Raw genomic sequence first — 14,095 nt, 5'->3', positions numbered from 1 at the left:
AGGCATTTGTATGCGGAATTCAAGTCAGGCAGGTTTTTCTTTATTGGGAGTGCTCATCGCGCTATGTTTGATCGGAATTATGGCCAGCATGGCGGTGCCCCGCTTTAATTCAGCTATTGCCACGGCGAACACGGCTAAGGTACAGAGCGATTTGACCACACTTGATGCAGCCATTGCGGTCTATCAGCTGGAAAAAGGGACGTCACCTGCAACTTTGAAAGATTTAAGCGATTATGTCAATGATATCGACAGCGTGAAGCCTCCCAAGGGAAAATGCAGGCTTAAGGATGGCAAGATTATTACGCTTGAAATTGACAATTACAGTATAGAGGCTGCCAGCAAGGATAATTTGGAAGGAGCCCGGGCGGTTTGCGGCACCTATAAGGCGGGTGACTTTGGCAATGGCCATTAAACTGATTGCTTGTGTGCTCGTGCTCATTGCCATCTGTGATATCCGTTACGGTTTGATTTATGACTGGCTGGTCGTGCTGCTGGCGTTATTGAGTCTGGTTTCGCTGTTGGAAGGTCAAATGAATTGGCAAAATGCCTGTCTGGGCAGTGCTTTGGGTTGCGGCTTGCTGTGGATTTTGCGCTGGGCATCCCATGGCGGCTTGGGGCTGGGGGATGTCAAAATGACTGCAGCATTGGGGCTCTGGCTGGGCTGGGAAAATATACTGCTCTGTCTGCTGGTTGCGTCACTGCTGGGTGTGCTGTACGGCAGCGGGATGCTGCTCTGTCACAAGCTGGAACGCACTACGCCCATTCCCTTTGGACCCTTCCTGGCAATGGGGGCATGGCTGGCCTGGAGTGAAGGGGATTGTGTCCGCAGTTTTATGGAGCAGGTGTTATGGTGAGGAAGGATGGCCAACGGGGGAGCATGCTGCTCGAACTCATGCTGGCGCTGGCTGTTATGCTCATTTTGGCAGCGCAGGTTTTACCGCAGGCCTTTAAGTTTTACCGGCAGGCGGCAGTGGAGTATGAGGCGGAGAAATTGCTGGCGGATATCCGCTATTGCCGGAATGCGAATCGGCTGACAGCGGAGTCGGCCTGGAACCATGGTGCGCAATCCTCAGACAAGCATAATTTGTTTGTGCGCTTGTATTCCGGCTATAACTGCATTTACGCTGGGGAGTCGGGCGTTCTTCGCGGGCGCAATTATTATTTGCCGGGGATTAGGGCCAGCAAGGAAAAGGAAAATGGCACTTTGGTGGAGGGGCAGGCCGATATCAAATTTGATGACAAGGAAAAGCCCAAGGCCCTGATTACGGTATTGATTTATTATGACGGCTATCCGCAGGAGGGACGGGAGATTATGGTCAGCAAGGGCGGCCGCATCAGAATGGAGCGTGGTAAGGTTGGCAGACGATAGGCAGGCAGGTTTTTTCCTTTGGGAAACGGTGGTGTTGAGTTTTCTGCTCATGGCTATGGCTGTGACGGCAGGGATGTATGTTAAGGCGGCTGAAGTTAAAACTGCGACAGCAGCGCAGGGCGGCGCGGATTTTATCGCTCGGGCGGAATTTGCCTATGCCGAGGCCTGGCTGGAGCGTAATGGGTCCCTGCCGGAGAGCATGACCTATTTGGGGAATGGAGATGACCTTCAGCAAAATGGCATCCGTTATGAGGTCACAGCACAGACTTGGGCTGAGGGCGGACTATGGCAGATGACGGTGGAAATTTCCTGGGAGGCAGAACATGGTCAAGGCAGGCGGGTCTACAAGCGGTATCTGGCGCGGCACAGCTGAGGGCGGCTTCATCTTCATGGAAACGCTGATAGCCCTGCCCCTGCTGGTGATGCTGCTCATGGGCATAATGACATTATTCTTCTGGTGCATGCGCTGCTATTTCATCAATCTGGCCGATGAGGAACTCGTGCAGGAAGTGCAGGGCGCTTTTGCGCAGATTATGGAAGATGCGTTGCGCGGAGAAGCTATCGAGCAGACTGGCCATAAGGAACAGAGCTTTGCCATCATAAGCAAGGCTGACCCTTTGGGGAAGCATACCAGCAAGGAGGAAAAAAGGCCGGATGGAAAGTTTGTGATAACGTACGGGCTCCATACCATGGCCGGAACCAAAAAGCTGATTCGCGGCGACCAGCTCGAAGCGCCGCTGACCGGTGACCACGCACTGGCCCGCGTGACCATAGAAGAACTTTGGGCGGAGGCGGATGGCAGCTGTCCAGGAATTTACAAGCTGCACATCAGGGGAAGAAGCGAGGTGACACAGCATGCGTATACTCTGGAAAGTGCCGTGTATCTGCCAAGGCCGTAGGAATCAGCAGGGCTTTGCCTCTTTTACAGCCCTGTGCCTATTATTGGTGCTGGCCTTTATGGGGCGGGGATTGGTTTATTTTTCCCGGCAGGGGGCAGATAGTGCCCGCATCTATCATCAGGAAATGGAACTGCGTCTGGCTGGGGAAAGTCTGGTGGAGCAGCAGGTGTTTCGTCTGAAGCAGGACAGCAGTCCGCTTGCATCTTTGGCGGAAAAGACGGACAGCCTTTTTGCGCGGGGCGATTATGATGGCCTGCCCTATCGAATTTATGGCAGACGGCAGGGGGATAGGTATTATATCATGGCGTATACCTTTTGCCGGGAATCTGAATGGGACAAACGCACGGAACCGCATTTTCTGGTCAAAGGGGTGTTGAAAAAAGATGGAGAGCAGTATAAGTGGCTGGGCTGGGCACCTTAGAGATTTTGTTTTCACCACGGAGCGGGCGTATCTGTTTGTGGCAAAAGGCCCTGCAGCAAAGGTCTGGTACTTTATCTGGCAGAGCGGCTCATGGCAAAAAATGGCGGAATGTACAGCGTCAGGGGATGCGGTCTATGCGGCAGGAGAACAGGAAGATGGGACTTTGCTGGAGCTGGCCAGTCAAGCGGCTATGGAAATTGCCAAGAAGGGCTGGCAGGATTTGCCTGTGGTTTATGTGGTGCCGGAGGCGGAACTTATCCGCTATGCCCTGCAGCTGCCGCCTGACTTGTCAAGAGAGGAGCAGCGGGAGGCCGCGTATTGGGAACTTGATGACAAATTGCTGGCCAGAGGGCTTAGCGGTGAGGATTTTGCCTGTCTTTGCCAGCCAGCCAAGGAAATGGATGGCAAGTGTCTGATAACCGCCGTGCGCAAGGGTTATTTGCAGGCGGTGAGACAGGCTTTTGCCCAAGTGGAACTGAAGCTGGTGGATATGATTCCCGCCGGTGGTGAAGAACAGCAGGGGCCGCTTAACTATCTGCAAAATCCACAGCGGGAACGGGCGGGCTTTTGTGGGCGGACTGGTTCGGAACTTGCTTATGGGCGGCTGTTGTCTATCTGGCTGGCCTTATTGCTGCTCATCTGTACCTGCTTTGTCGCTTGGGATGTTTTTACGTATCAGCAGGCCAAAAGTTTTGCGGCAGAAAGACAGGCGGAACTGGTGCTTATGGAGCAGGAGCGTAAGCAGATGGCTGAATTGACAGCTAAACGTGCCGCTGTTGAACGGCGGGAAGGTCTTTGGCAGCAGCTGGGCCAACAGGGAATATCCGGCTACAGTCTGCTGGTGCATTTGGGAACGAGCATCGGGGATGGTGTCTGTCTTACCCGGATAAATGCAGTTGTTGAAGGCGGGGAAATTATGCTGGAAGGTCAGGCGGCAAATTATGATTGTCTGATGGATTTTATGGGACGGTTGGAGGCAGACAGGGATTATTTTTCCGCGGTGAACCTCGATAATTCTTCGCTGGCCAAAGGACAGTCTGGGGAAGCAGACAGGATTCAGTTTTCTCTGCGGATAAATGGGGAGTCGGATGAACATGGAAAAGCTCGGGGAAAAACTGAAAATTCCCGGTAGCCCAAGGCAACGGTTTTTCGTTTTGGCTCTGGCAGGAACCCTGCTTTTGCCGCTTTGTTTTTATGTTGTGTTGCATCGTCCTCTGCAGATGGCGGCGGCAGATTTCCGTCAGCAGGGGGCGCAGGCAGAAAAAACGGTGACGGCGATTGCCAATTTCCAGAATGCCCATTTGCCTTTGCATGATTATCAAAGGGAACTTGGCAGGCGGGAAAGGCTGGCAAAGATGGCCTTGCCGGGAAGTATGGAACAGGGTGAGTTTCTGGTGGCGCTGGACAGGCTGGCGGTGCGGAGCCATTTGCGAATACTGTCCGTGGTGCCGGGAAAAGCCGCCGCTGATGAAGGAAGGCATTGTCTGCCAGTCAAATTACAACTGACAGGCAATTACTTTTCCCTGCTCCATTTCCTGCAGGGGCTCCAGCAGGGAGAGCGTCTGGTGGTCATAAACAGCCTTACGGTCAAGCAAGGGAAGGACAGGGAAGATGCCTTGACGGCAGAATTGGGACTTAGTATCTTTTCTGTACCCGATGAATAGACAAAAATACCGCGCAGAGAACTTGCATTATACATAATGATACATTAAAATGTAAATTAATGTGAAATTTTGCTACGATGAGGTGTATAGTATGAGCGAACTGCGTTTTATGACGGCGGGGGAATCCCATGGGCCAAGGCTGACAGCGATTTTGGAAGGGCTGCCGGCAGGTCTGAAACTGGAGAAGGAAGACATCGATAAGGAACTGGCCCGCCGTCAGCAGGGCTATGGCCGGGGCGGCCGCATGAAGATAGAGACGGACAAGGTGGAAGTGCTCTCGGGAATGCGTTTTAATGAAACTCTGGGCGGCCCGCTGACCCTGCAGGTCATCAATAAGGATTTTGCCAACTGGAATGGCCGCATGGCGGCTTTCGGTGAGCCCGAAGGAGAAAAGGTGACGGCGGCCCGTCCCGGTCATGCGGATTTGACGGGGATATTGAAATATGACCGTCAGGATGTGCGGGATATATTGGAGCGCTCCAGTGCCCGGGAAACCACCATGCGGGTGGCGGTAGGCGCTGTGTGCAAGGCCTTTTTGCAGGAATTGGGCATTAAGGTCGTATCCCATGTGGTAAATATCGGTGGCGTTGCAGTTGACATGTCAAAAATTGACATGTCAAAAATCGGTGAGGATGTGGGCTCGGAGCTCAACTGTTATGACAGCGAGGCCGAAGCTAAGATGAAGGCCCGCATTGACGAGGCCAAGGCCGCCGGGGATACCTTGGGTGGCATCTTTGAAGTCATCGTTCAGGGCGCGCCTGTGGGGCTTGGCAGTCATATCCAGTGGGATAGAAGACTCGATGCGCGCTTGTCTGCGGCGATGATGTCCATTCAGGCCATCAAGGGTGTAGAGATTGGCGCAGGTTTTGCATGTGCTGTTCTTCCGGGCAGTCAGATTCATGATGAAATCTTTTTGGCGGATGGCCGCGTGCAGAGAAAGACCAACCGCGCAGGTGGACTCGAAGGCGGCATGACCAATGGTGAGAACATCGTCCTGCGGGCAGCAATGAAGCCCATTCCCACGCTGATGACGCCGCTTAAGTCCATTGACATTGAAAGCCGTGAAGCGGTGCTGGCCTGCAAGGAGCGCAGCGATACCTGTGCGGTGTCTGCCGCTTCCGTGGTCGGGGAAGCCATGACTGCTTTTGTCGTGGCGCAGGCTATCTGCGAGAAGTTTGGCGGGGACGCCCTGACGGATGTGAAGGCGGCCATGGCTGCTTACAACAAGCGCATTGGAAAGGATTGGTGCGCGCATGCGTAATGTCATTTTGATTGGCTTCATGGGCACCGGCAAGACCAGCACCGGCAAGATGCTGGCCCAGAAGCTTGGCTGTGCCTTTATTGATATGGATGTGAAAATCGAAGAGGAAGCAGGCATGAGCATCCCCGAGATTTTTGCTAAGTTCGGCGAAGAACATTTCCGCAAGCTGGAGCATGAGCTGGCACTCAAACTTGCGGCCCGCCGCAATGCGGTGATTTCGACGGGCGGCGGTACGGTGAAGAATCCTGCCAACGTGGAGGCTTTGAAGAAGAGCGGCGTCATGGTCTGCCTAAAAGCCAATGTGGACACGGTGTTGGAACGGACGCAGAACCGCGGCACTCGTCCTGTGCTGGACAAAGAGGATAAGGGCGACCGCCGTCAGGCTGTGGAAAAACTTTTGGCCGAGCGAGCGGAGCTTTACAAGCAGGCGGATTTTGCTGTGGATACGAGCGAACTGTCTCCCCTGCAGGTGGTGGAAATCATCGCCAAGACATTAAAGACAAGAGGTGTACTTCATGCGTAAGGTGCGTGTTGATTTAGGAGAAAAGAGTTACGATATCGTCATCGGTTACGGCATTGAACAGGAGATAAAGGATTTTGTCACGAGTGCTGGTTATAGTTCCAAGGCATTGCTCATCACCGATACGCATGTGGGCCCTCTCTACGGCAAAAAAGTGCAGGAGCTTTTGAGCGAGGCAGGCCTTACGGTGACCATGGTGCAGATTCCTGCCGGGGAAAGCTCCAAAAATCTCACGGTGGCCAATGAGGTGTTCACCCGCGCCATTGAATTGGGGCTGGACCGCAAGTCGCCCATCTTTGCTTTAGGCGGCGGTGTAGTCGGTGATTTGGCCGGCTTTGTGGCGGCTACCTACATGCGGGGCGTGCCCTTTGTACAACTGCCGACAAGTTTACTCGCGCAGGTGGATTCCAGCGTAGGCGGCAAGGTGGCAGTGAACCACGAGCTGGGCAAGAATCTCATCGGTGCCTTCTACCAGCCGCAGGCGGTCTTTATGGAACTCAACTGCATGAAGACGCTGCCCCAGCGGGAAATTTATACGGGGCTTGGGGAAATCATTAAATACGGCATCATTTATGATGCGGATTTCTTTGCGTTCTTGGAGGAGAACAAGGAACAGGTACTCTCCCTGGAACCGGAAGCTCTGGTGCATATGATTGCCCGCTCTTGTGAAATCAAGGCGGCCGTGGTCAGCGAGGACGAGAAGGAAGCAGGCCTGCGCCGCATTTTGAACTTCGGACATACCATTGGCCACGCCATTGAGAAGGAGACGGAATATGTGCGTTACAATCATGGCGAAGCTGTGGCCACCGGCATGATTGGCGCTGCCCATATCAGCCGCCAGCTGGGACTCATTGATGACGAAGCTTTTGAACGTGTCAAGAAGCTCGTGGCCGCCTACAAGCTGCCCTTGCAGGCCGGTGGTGTAACAGTGGATGGCATGTACGGCGATATTTTCCACGACAAGAAGACGGTCGGGGGCAAGGTGACCTGGGTGCTGATGGAGAAAATCGGTCAGGTCATCTGCCGCAATGATGTGCCGGCCGATGTGGTGAAGCAGGCTATGGCTGCTGTCAGCGCCTGATGATTTTGCAGGAAGTGCATCAGGGGCGTTGACTTTACCACGGTTTAATGTGATAATTAAAGACAGTTAAAAGTAGATGAGCAATGAACGGGTTATATGACTCGCAGGGGAGGCTTTTTCATGAAAAAACCGATTTTTCGTGGCGCAGGTGTAGCAATCATCACTCCGTATACGGAAGATGGTATTAACTTTGAAGAACTGGGCCGGATTATTGATGACCAGATAGAGAAGCATACGGATGCCATCATCATTACGGGTACCACTGGTGAATCCGCTACCATGAGCGACGAGGAGCACCGTGCTGCCATTAAGTTTGCCGTAGACCATGTGAAGGGACGGATTCCTGTCATCGCAGGTACTGGCTCCAACGAAACCAGCTACGCAGTGGAGCTTTCGAAATACGCGGAAAGCGTGGGCGCGGATGCACTGCTGGTGGTAACGCCGTATTACAACAAATGCACCCAGAAGGGGCTGATTGCTCATTACACGGCTATTGCCGATGCGGTGAATATCCCCATCATCCTCTATGATGTACCTTCCCGTACCGGGGTGGCCATTGCTACTTCTACCTATGTGGAACTGGCTAAGCATCCCAACATCGTGGCTGTGAAGGAAGCCAATGGCGACCTGTCCAAGATTCTGCGCCTGCGCGCCGCTGTGGGCGACGACCTGGTGATTTATTCCGGCAACGACGACCAGATTGTGCCGATTCTTTCTCTGGGCGGTCAGGGCGTAATCTCCGTGCTTTCCAATGTGGCACCGCAGCAGACGCATGATATGTGCCAGGCCTTCTTTGACGGTGACACCAAGAAAGCAGAAAAGCTGCAGGTGGAATACGCAGACCTCATCGACGCACTGTTCTGCGAGGTCAACCCCATTCCTGTTAAGGTCGCGATGCGCAAGTTGGGCTATAATGCCGGTCCCCTGCGCATGCCTCTCTCGGAAATGGAACCCCAGCACGAAAAACAGCTGGAAGATGCCCTGCGCAACCATGGGCTGATTCAGTAAAAACAGTAAGCCTTCCCCAGAAGGGAAGGCTTTTTTTCACGTAAGGAAGGAAACATTATGCACGGAGTATTTGATATCGTCGGGCCGGTGATGATTGGCCCTTCCAGCTCCCATACGGCAGGGGCGGTGCGCTTGGGGCTAATGGCCCGGAAGATTTTAGGCGAGGAAGCCGTGCGGGCGGAAATCAATCTGCATGGCTCCTTTGCCCGCACCTATCGAGGCCATGGTACGGATAAGGCCCTGATTGCGGGCATCTTAGGCTTTGCCCCGGAGGATGAACGCATTCGCGATGCACTGAATATCGCGGCTGGCACGGGGTTGGAATTCAGCTTCCAGACGGTGAATTTGGAGGAAGCCCATCCCAATACGGCGGTCATCTATCTGGTGGGCAAGTCCGGCCGCATGGCCAGAGTTCGTGGTGCTTCGGTAGGTGGCGGCAACATCATGATTTCCAATATCGATGGTTATAATGTGGAATTGACCGGTCAGTATCCGGCGCTGATTACGATTCACCATGACTGTCCAGGCGTCATTACCAAGGTCACGCAGATTCTGGCCCATGCGGCCGTGAATATCGCCTTTATGCGTGTGTCCCGCCAGAACCGAGGCGAAACCGCCATGATGATTATGGAATTGGATGAGGAACCCACGCCGGACGTCATCAACGAATGCCAGCAGGCGGCTAATGTGCAATACGCTTTTGCCATTCCGGCCATTTGAGTCTTAGGAGATTAGGAAGCTATGTTAAACTTCAATACCATACAGGAAATGGTGGACAGAGCGGAGGAGCAGCACTGTCCCCTTCATGAAATCGTGATTCAGCGGGAAATACATGACAGTCAAAAGACAAGGGACGAAATCATTGCGGCGATGGCGGCTAATTGGCAGGTCATGCAGGCCTCCATTGAGCGGGGCATCAGCAATACGGAAAAATCCCTTAGCGGTCTTACGGGCGGTGATGCCAAGAAACTCTACCATTATGCCGATAAAGGCTATATGGGGAATGAGGTGCTCAAAGCTGCTGCCTACGCTGTGGGCATCAGTGAGGTCAACGCCGTAATGGGCCGGATTGTGGCCTGTCCGACGGCAGGTTCCTGCGGCATTGTGCCGGCGGCGCTCTATGCAGCGAAAATGGAGAGGAAGCTGGCGGATGAAGATATTGTCAAGGCGCTTTTCACTGCGGCAGGCATTGGCATGGTGGTTGACCAGAACGCCAGCATTGCCGGGGCAGCGGGCGGCTGTCAGGCAGAATGCGGCACAGCTGCAGGCATGGCCGCCGGTGCTCTGGTGGAACTTGCCGGAGGAACGCCTGCGCAAATCGGCAACGCCGTGGCGCTTTCCATCAAGAATCTTTTGGGCCTCGTCTGTGACCCCGTGGCCGGACTGGTGGAAGTTCCCTGCGTGAAGCGCAACGGCTTTGCTGCCATTGAAGCCATGCTGGCGGCGGATATGACGCTGGCAGGGATAGAATCTGTCATCCCTGTGGATGAGGTCATCGATGCCATGAACCGTATCGGCAAGGCACTGCCCAAGAGCCTGCGCGAGACGAGTGAAGGGGGCCTGGCCACCACGGCAACGGCCCAAGCCATCGAAAAACGCATCTATAAATAAGCCTTTGCCGGCTGCTTGCAGAAAAATATAAAGGTTTTTGGCAAAAAAAGTAGAATTAAATAGCCATGGACAATGTGAAAGTCGTTTAAGGAAAGAGGGAAGATTATGAACAAACTCTTCAAAATCGGTTCCCGGGCCTTGTTAGGCGCCATGGTCTGTGGCTGTTCCTATTTTGCCCCGGCGGCCGCCGCTGATGATATGGCAGCCTTTCGGGAGGCGCTGACCAAACCGGTCACGCAGGATACCCGCATCATGCGTGAGAACATCAGCTTCTTTGTGCCTTCCGGGCAGGCCAAGCTCGATGTCATGGCGCAGCATCAAAAAAATGGCTGGTGTATGGCCGGTGCTTTTGATGTACTGTTCCATGATGCAGATGGCGGCACCCTGACGGAAAAGGTCCCCTTCTTCATCGAACAGGACAAGAAGAATATGACCATCTATTACAAGATGGGCAAGAAGTGGGAAAAATTTGAGGCACCGAGTCTGGCCGCTGTTCTTACCGATGCGATTGCCACGCCAAACAGCAAGGAAATTGCTGAGACGATTGCCATGGTGAAGGACGTGAAGGTGGTGCGGGAGTCCAACACCGAGCGCACCATGTTCGTGAAATTGGACAGCAATAAGGTAGCAGATGCAGTGGCCGCCTATAATAAGGCCAATCCTGCAGACAAGGGCACGGCCGATGATGCAGAATTCCAGAAGAATGTGATGAAGTATCTGGACAAGGGCATTCGCCGCGCAGAAATCAGCTACATGTGGACGGTGGACAAGACCACCTGGCAGACTGTGACCGAGAGCACGAATCTCACGGGTGTGGTTCAGGAAACCGCCAAAGCAGTTCTCGAAGACAATGCGGTTCAGGGTAATCCGCTGCTCGAAGATATTCTGCAGACCGTTGCTTATTACAGCGATTTGAAAGAGTATACCGTATTCCTGACGCCGAAGGCTAAATCCAAACTGATGGTGCCCAAGGATGTGAAAGAGAAAGCTGTTCTCTCCAAGGATATCATCGGCGATAAGTCCAAAGACAAGAAGACGAAGAAATGAGATAACAGGGGTGCTTCCAGCAAGTCAAGCACCCCTGTAATAATTTTTGAAAAAATTATTATTTTGTGCTAAAATAATAATAGTGTGCTACGGTCTTCCTATTATTCGTTATTGCTTAGGGGGTGGGTGCTTGTTACAAATTGGTGATAAGGTGGTCTATCCAATGCATGGTGCCGGGGTAATATCCGGTATCGAAAAATGCGAGGTACTAGGTGAAGGCAGGTCCTATTATGTTCTGCAGATGCCGCTGGGGGATATGAAGGTGATGATTCCCGCAGACAAGGCAGAAAATATTGGACTGCGGGATGTGATTCCGGAAGCCCGGGTGGACGAGGTGCGTGATGTGCTTGAGGACGAGCCTGAGCGGCTGATGGGCACCTGGAACCGGCGGTATCATACGAATCTGGAACGGTTGAAGTCCGGCGATATCTGTGATGCGGCGGCGGTGACGCGCAACTTGGTTGTGCAGGAACGGGAGCGGCGCATTTCAGCAGGTGAGCGCAGGCTGCTCGATTTGGCCCGGCAGATAGTGGTCAGCGAACTCGTTTATGCCTGTGACAAGAGTCCGGCGGAAGTAGAAGTCTGGATGGATGACATCCTGGCGGCCAATAATTCCTAAAATTAAATTCTCGGATAGCTGATGTTCGTTGGCTGTCCTTCTTTTTTTACGAGGAAATCTTTGTGCTCGTGACCCCTTTAGCGTTGACATAGGCGGGGAAAATTTACTATACTTAAAGTTATGCAAGTATATCATTAAGAAAGGGGGTGAATGTATGTTAGACCGTGTTTTACGTTTTTTCATTATCCTTTTGCTGGCCATTGCCGGTGGGGCACTTCTCAATATGGCCACGCCGCTATTGACCTCTTTCATCAGTACGGAGATACTGAAAACGGAGATGGGGATTTTCAAACTGTCACTGGCAGGTTTTTTGAGCATCCTCTTTGGTGCCGGAGCCGGTGCCGTTCTGGGGTTCCTGTTATCTCCCTTCTTTATCCGCAAGCTCAAAGGTTTTGCCGTGTTTGTGGAGGCCCAGCTCAACAAAATGCCTACGCATGATGTGGTGGCTGGTGCTATTGGTTTACTTATCGGACTCATTATTGCAAATTTGCTGGGTTATGCTTTCTCCAAGATTCCCGTGGTGGGCGAGTATATCCCCGTTGTGTTCAGCATTGTGCTGGGCTACCTTGGTATTCATATCATGATTAAAAAGCGCTCGGAACTGGTGGGCATTTTTGACTTTATCCCGAAATTCATGAAGGAAATGGTCAAAATCCGGGAAGCTAAGCAGGCAGCAGCGCCAAAGGCGCCGGCAGTGGAAAAAAACGAACAGCCCAGCTATAAGCTGCTGGATACCAGCGTGATTATCGATGGCCGCATTGCTGACATCTGTGAAACGGGCTTTTTGGAAGGCACGCTGTTGATTCCGGTTTTTGTGCTGGAGGAATTGCAGCATATTGCCGATTCGGCAGATGCCTTGAAGCGGGTACGCGGACGGCGCGGGCTGGATATCCTGCAGAAAATCCGTCAGGAAAGCCGTATGAAGGTAAAAATCACCGAGGAAGATTTCGAGGATATTCCCGAAGTGGATTCCAAACTGGTGCAGCTGGCCCAGCAGGTCGGGGGCAAAATCATCACCAATGATTTCAACCTCAACAAAGTGGCTCAGCTCAGAGGCGTGGAGGTACTCAATATCAACGCCCTGTCCAATGCGGTGAAGCCTGTGGTTATTCCGGGTGAGAATATGCAGGTAAGCATCGTGAAATCCGGCAAGGAGGCAGGCCAGGGGGTTGCCTATCTCGAAGATGGCACCATGATTGTCGTGGAAAACGGCAATCGCTATATGGGCGAAAACATCGAAGTGGAAGTGACCTCTGCCCTGCAGACGGCGGCGGGCAGAATGATTTTTGCCAAGCCGAAAAATTAATGAACAGAGCCTTCCCCTCGGAGGGAAGGCTTAATTTCTTAGGAGTGATTGCATGGTCAGTGTTATTTTCCCCGCCGCCGGGCAGGGAAAACGAATGCAGGCTGGTATAAATAAAGTGCTCTTGACCTTGGGGGGAGAGCCTATCTTAGTGCGCACCTTAAAGACTTTTTCCGCAGTGGAAGAAGTGGGCGAGCTTATCGTCGTGGTGGCTGCTGATGAAGTCACGGCAGTGGAAGGGCAACTGCAAAAGGTCAGCGGCTTAAAGCCTTTTCAGGTAGTGGCTGGCGGCAGTGAACGGCAGTATTCCATCTACAACGGCCTGCAGCAGGTTGCAGCGTCCGCTGATGTGGTACTGGTGCATGATGCGGCCCGGCCGATGGTGACCGTCATGACCATTCAGGCGGTGATTGATACGGCCCGTTCTAAGGGCGGGGCCATTGCCGCGGTGCCGGCGAAGAACACCATCAAGGTGGTGGATGCGGAAGGTCTCGTAGTGGATACACCGCCGCGCAGCGCCCTTTGGGAAGTGCAGACGCCGCAGGGGTTCCGCAAGGACATTCTGATAAAGGCCAACGAAGCGGCTGTGGCCGATAACTTCTTGGGGACGGATGACGCGAGCCTCGTGGAGCGTATCGGTGCTCCTGTGGCGGTGGTGCAGAGCGATTACCGCAACATCAAAGTGACCACCCCGGAGGATTTGCTGGTGGCAGAAGCGTTCCTGAAGTGTACGGCAGAGGACGAGGCCCGCAGCCTGCAGGCGGCGGCTAAGACTGCCCGTGAGGCTTGGCTAAAGGAGGCAGAATAATGACTAGATTTGGTATGGGCTACGATGTTCACCGTCTGGTGGAAGGCCGTAAGCTCATTATCGGCGGGGTGGAAATTCCCCATACATTGGGCCTGCTGGGCCATTCCGATGCAGATGTACTGCTCCATGCGGTGGCAGATGCCCTGCTCGGGGCGGCGGCTTTAGGTGATATTGGCCGTCATTTCCCCGATACGGACCCTAAATTCAAGGGGGCTGACAGCATGAAGCTTCTGGCCCATGTGGCAGAGCTCATCAAGGAAAAAGGTTATGTCACCGGCAATGTGGATGCTACGATTGTAGCCCAGAAGCCCAAGATGAAGGATTTTATCCCCCAGATGAACGAGAATATCGCCCGTGTGCTGGGGATTGAATTAGACCAGGTGAACGTGAAGGCTACCACTGAGGAAAAGCTGGGCTTTACCGGCAGTGAGGAAGGTATCTCCGCCTATGCGGTGGCAGGTATCGAAAAGGCCTGAACTAAAGG

The 14,095-nt window shown here is 53.3% G+C and carries 19 protein-coding genes; all 19 read left to right on the top strand.

What is annotated here, in order from left to right; all coding sequences use genetic code 11:
• The first annotated feature begins 10 nt into the window (after positions 1-10).
• Positions 11-412, top strand: coding sequence for a type II secretion system protein (locus T320_RS10525; protein WP_037355594.1), 402 nt, complete (start codon positions 11-13; stop codon positions 410-412).
• Positions 402-854 carry a prepilin peptidase gene (locus T320_RS10520; protein WP_051608726.1) on the top strand — a complete coding sequence of 151 codons (453 nt, stop codon included), beginning with the start codon at positions 402-404 and terminating at the stop codon, positions 852-854. The genes T320_RS10525 and T320_RS10520 overlap by 11 nt, the downstream gene beginning before the upstream one ends.
• A complete protein-coding gene (locus tag T320_RS10515) occupies positions 848-1,369 on the top strand; it encodes a hypothetical protein (RefSeq protein ID WP_037355590.1) in 522 nt (173 codons plus the stop codon). Before T320_RS10520 ends, T320_RS10515 begins: the two co-directional genes overlap by 7 nt.
• Entirely contained in the window at positions 1,356-1,742 is a 387-nt protein-coding gene (locus T320_RS10510) for a hypothetical protein (protein WP_037355588.1), read from the top strand. Before T320_RS10515 ends, T320_RS10510 begins: the two co-directional genes overlap by 14 nt.
• The gene (locus T320_RS10505; protein ID WP_037355586.1) at positions 1,693-2,268 is read left to right on the top strand and encodes a hypothetical protein; all 576 of its coding nucleotides are present in this window, start codon (positions 1,693-1,695) and stop codon (positions 2,266-2,268) included. The genes T320_RS10510 and T320_RS10505 overlap by 50 nt, the downstream gene beginning before the upstream one ends.
• Positions 2,225-2,689: a hypothetical protein gene (locus T320_RS10500; protein ID WP_156032812.1), complete on the top strand. Its 465-nt coding sequence runs from the start codon at positions 2,225-2,227 to the stop codon at positions 2,687-2,689. The genes T320_RS10505 and T320_RS10500 overlap by 44 nt, the downstream gene beginning before the upstream one ends.
• The gene (locus tag T320_RS10495; protein ID WP_156032810.1) at positions 2,652-3,821 is read left to right on the top strand and encodes a PilN domain-containing protein; all 1,170 of its coding nucleotides are present in this window, start codon (positions 2,652-2,654) and stop codon (positions 3,819-3,821) included. The genes T320_RS10500 and T320_RS10495 overlap by 38 nt, the downstream gene beginning before the upstream one ends.
• Positions 3,784-4,353 (top strand): type IV pilus inner membrane component PilO, encoded by a 570-nt coding sequence (locus tag T320_RS14060; RefSeq protein ID WP_051608725.1) that lies wholly within the window; start codon positions 3,784-3,786, stop codon positions 4,351-4,353. Before T320_RS10495 ends, T320_RS14060 begins: the two co-directional genes overlap by 38 nt.
• Before the next feature lie 91 nt (positions 4,354-4,444).
• Positions 4,445-5,614, top strand: coding sequence for a chorismate synthase (gene aroC / locus T320_RS10480; protein ID WP_037355576.1), 1,170 nt, complete (start codon positions 4,445-4,447; stop codon positions 5,612-5,614).
• Positions 5,607-6,137 carry a shikimate kinase gene (locus T320_RS10475; RefSeq protein WP_037355574.1) on the top strand — a complete coding sequence of 177 codons (531 nt, stop codon included), beginning with the start codon at positions 5,607-5,609 and terminating at the stop codon, positions 6,135-6,137. Before aroC ends, T320_RS10475 begins: the two co-directional genes overlap by 8 nt.
• Positions 6,130-7,215, top strand: coding sequence for a 3-dehydroquinate synthase (aroB, locus tag T320_RS10470; RefSeq protein ID WP_037355572.1), 1,086 nt, complete (start codon positions 6,130-6,132; stop codon positions 7,213-7,215). Before T320_RS10475 ends, aroB begins: the two co-directional genes overlap by 8 nt.
• 120 nt (positions 7,216-7,335) lie before the next feature.
• Positions 7,336-8,223: a 4-hydroxy-tetrahydrodipicolinate synthase gene (gene dapA / locus T320_RS10465; RefSeq protein WP_037355570.1), complete on the top strand. Its 888-nt coding sequence runs from the start codon at positions 7,336-7,338 to the stop codon at positions 8,221-8,223.
• A 57-nt stretch (positions 8,224-8,280) separates the two neighbouring features.
• Positions 8,281-8,943 carry an L-serine ammonia-lyase, iron-sulfur-dependent subunit beta gene (sdaAB, locus tag T320_RS10460; protein ID WP_037355568.1) on the top strand — a complete coding sequence of 221 codons (663 nt, stop codon included), beginning with the start codon at positions 8,281-8,283 and terminating at the stop codon, positions 8,941-8,943.
• 21 nt (positions 8,944-8,964) lie between these two features.
• Positions 8,965-9,834: an L-serine ammonia-lyase, iron-sulfur-dependent, subunit alpha gene (gene sdaAA / locus T320_RS10455; RefSeq protein ID WP_037355566.1), complete on the top strand. Its 870-nt coding sequence runs from the start codon at positions 8,965-8,967 to the stop codon at positions 9,832-9,834.
• Positions 9,835-9,939: 105 nt separating this feature from the next.
• Complete coding sequence (locus T320_RS10450) at positions 9,940-10,881, top strand: hypothetical protein (RefSeq protein WP_026761028.1); 942 nt, start codon at positions 9,940-9,942, stop codon at positions 10,879-10,881.
• 130 nt (positions 10,882-11,011) lie between these two features.
• Entirely contained in the window at positions 11,012-11,500 is a 489-nt protein-coding gene (locus T320_RS10445; RefSeq protein ID WP_026761027.1) for a CarD family transcriptional regulator, read from the top strand.
• 154 nt (positions 11,501-11,654) lie between these two features.
• The gene (locus tag T320_RS10440) at positions 11,655-12,806 is read left to right on the top strand and encodes a PIN/TRAM domain-containing protein (protein WP_026761026.1); all 1,152 of its coding nucleotides are present in this window, start codon (positions 11,655-11,657) and stop codon (positions 12,804-12,806) included.
• Between the two features lie 52 nt (positions 12,807-12,858).
• A complete protein-coding gene (gene ispD, locus T320_RS10435; RefSeq protein WP_037355564.1) occupies positions 12,859-13,611 on the top strand; it encodes a 2-C-methyl-D-erythritol 4-phosphate cytidylyltransferase in 753 nt (250 codons plus the stop codon).
• A complete protein-coding gene (ispF, locus tag T320_RS10430; RefSeq protein WP_037355562.1) occupies positions 13,611-14,087 on the top strand; it encodes a 2-C-methyl-D-erythritol 2,4-cyclodiphosphate synthase in 477 nt (158 codons plus the stop codon). Before ispD ends, ispF begins: the two co-directional genes overlap by 1 nt.
• The last annotated feature ends 8 nt before the right edge of the window (positions 14,088-14,095 follow it).

The organism is Selenomonas sp. FC4001, from assembly GCF_000701565.1.
In the GTDB taxonomy this organism is placed as follows: Bacteria; Bacillota; Negativicutes; order Selenomonadales; family Selenomonadaceae; genus Selenomonas_A; species Selenomonas_A ruminantium_B.
Note: the sequence above shows the minus strand (reverse complement) of the source record. Positions and strands in the feature narration are given on the sequence as shown.

What these genes read in the sequence shown, in the direction of transcription:
- T320_RS10525 (WP_037355594.1), top strand. Translation starts at nt 11, where the DNA reads ATGCGGAATTCAAGTCAGGCAGGTTTTTCTTTATTGGGAGTGCTCATC.
- T320_RS10520 (WP_051608726.1), top strand. Translation starts at nt 402, where the DNA reads ATGGCCATTAAACTGATTGCTTGTGTGCTCGTGCTCATTGCCATCTGT.
- T320_RS10515 (WP_037355590.1), top strand. Translation starts at nt 848, where the DNA reads ATGGTGAGGAAGGATGGCCAACGGGGGAGCATGCTGCTCGAACTCATG.
- T320_RS10505 (WP_037355586.1), top strand. Translation starts at nt 1,693, where the DNA reads ATGGTCAAGGCAGGCGGGTCTACAAGCGGTATCTGGCGCGGCACAGCT.
- T320_RS10500 (WP_156032812.1), top strand. Translation starts at nt 2,225, where the DNA reads ATGCGTATACTCTGGAAAGTGCCGTGTATCTGCCAAGGCCGTAGGAAT.
- T320_RS10495 (WP_156032810.1), top strand. Translation starts at nt 2,652, where the DNA reads ATGGAGAGCAGTATAAGTGGCTGGGCTGGGCACCTTAGAGATTTTGTT.
- T320_RS14060 (WP_051608725.1), top strand. Translation starts at nt 3,784, where the DNA reads ATGGAAAAGCTCGGGGAAAAACTGAAAATTCCCGGTAGCCCAAGGCAA.
- aroC (WP_037355576.1), top strand. Translation starts at nt 4,445, where the DNA reads ATGAGCGAACTGCGTTTTATGACGGCGGGGGAATCCCATGGGCCAAGG.
- T320_RS10475 (WP_037355574.1), top strand. Translation starts at nt 5,607, where the DNA reads ATGCGTAATGTCATTTTGATTGGCTTCATGGGCACCGGCAAGACCAGC.
- aroB (WP_037355572.1), top strand. Translation starts at nt 6,130, where the DNA reads ATGCGTAAGGTGCGTGTTGATTTAGGAGAAAAGAGTTACGATATCGTC.
- dapA (WP_037355570.1), top strand. Translation starts at nt 7,336, where the DNA reads ATGAAAAAACCGATTTTTCGTGGCGCAGGTGTAGCAATCATCACTCCG.
- sdaAB (WP_037355568.1), top strand. Translation starts at nt 8,281, where the DNA reads ATGCACGGAGTATTTGATATCGTCGGGCCGGTGATGATTGGCCCTTCC.
- sdaAA (WP_037355566.1), top strand. Translation starts at nt 8,965, where the DNA reads ATGTTAAACTTCAATACCATACAGGAAATGGTGGACAGAGCGGAGGAG.
- T320_RS10450 (WP_026761028.1), top strand. Translation starts at nt 9,940, where the DNA reads ATGAACAAACTCTTCAAAATCGGTTCCCGGGCCTTGTTAGGCGCCATG.
- T320_RS10440 (WP_026761026.1), top strand. Translation starts at nt 11,655, where the DNA reads ATGTTAGACCGTGTTTTACGTTTTTTCATTATCCTTTTGCTGGCCATT.
- ispD (WP_037355564.1), top strand. Translation starts at nt 12,859, where the DNA reads ATGGTCAGTGTTATTTTCCCCGCCGCCGGGCAGGGAAAACGAATGCAG.
- ispF (WP_037355562.1), top strand. Translation starts at nt 13,611, where the DNA reads ATGACTAGATTTGGTATGGGCTACGATGTTCACCGTCTGGTGGAAGGC.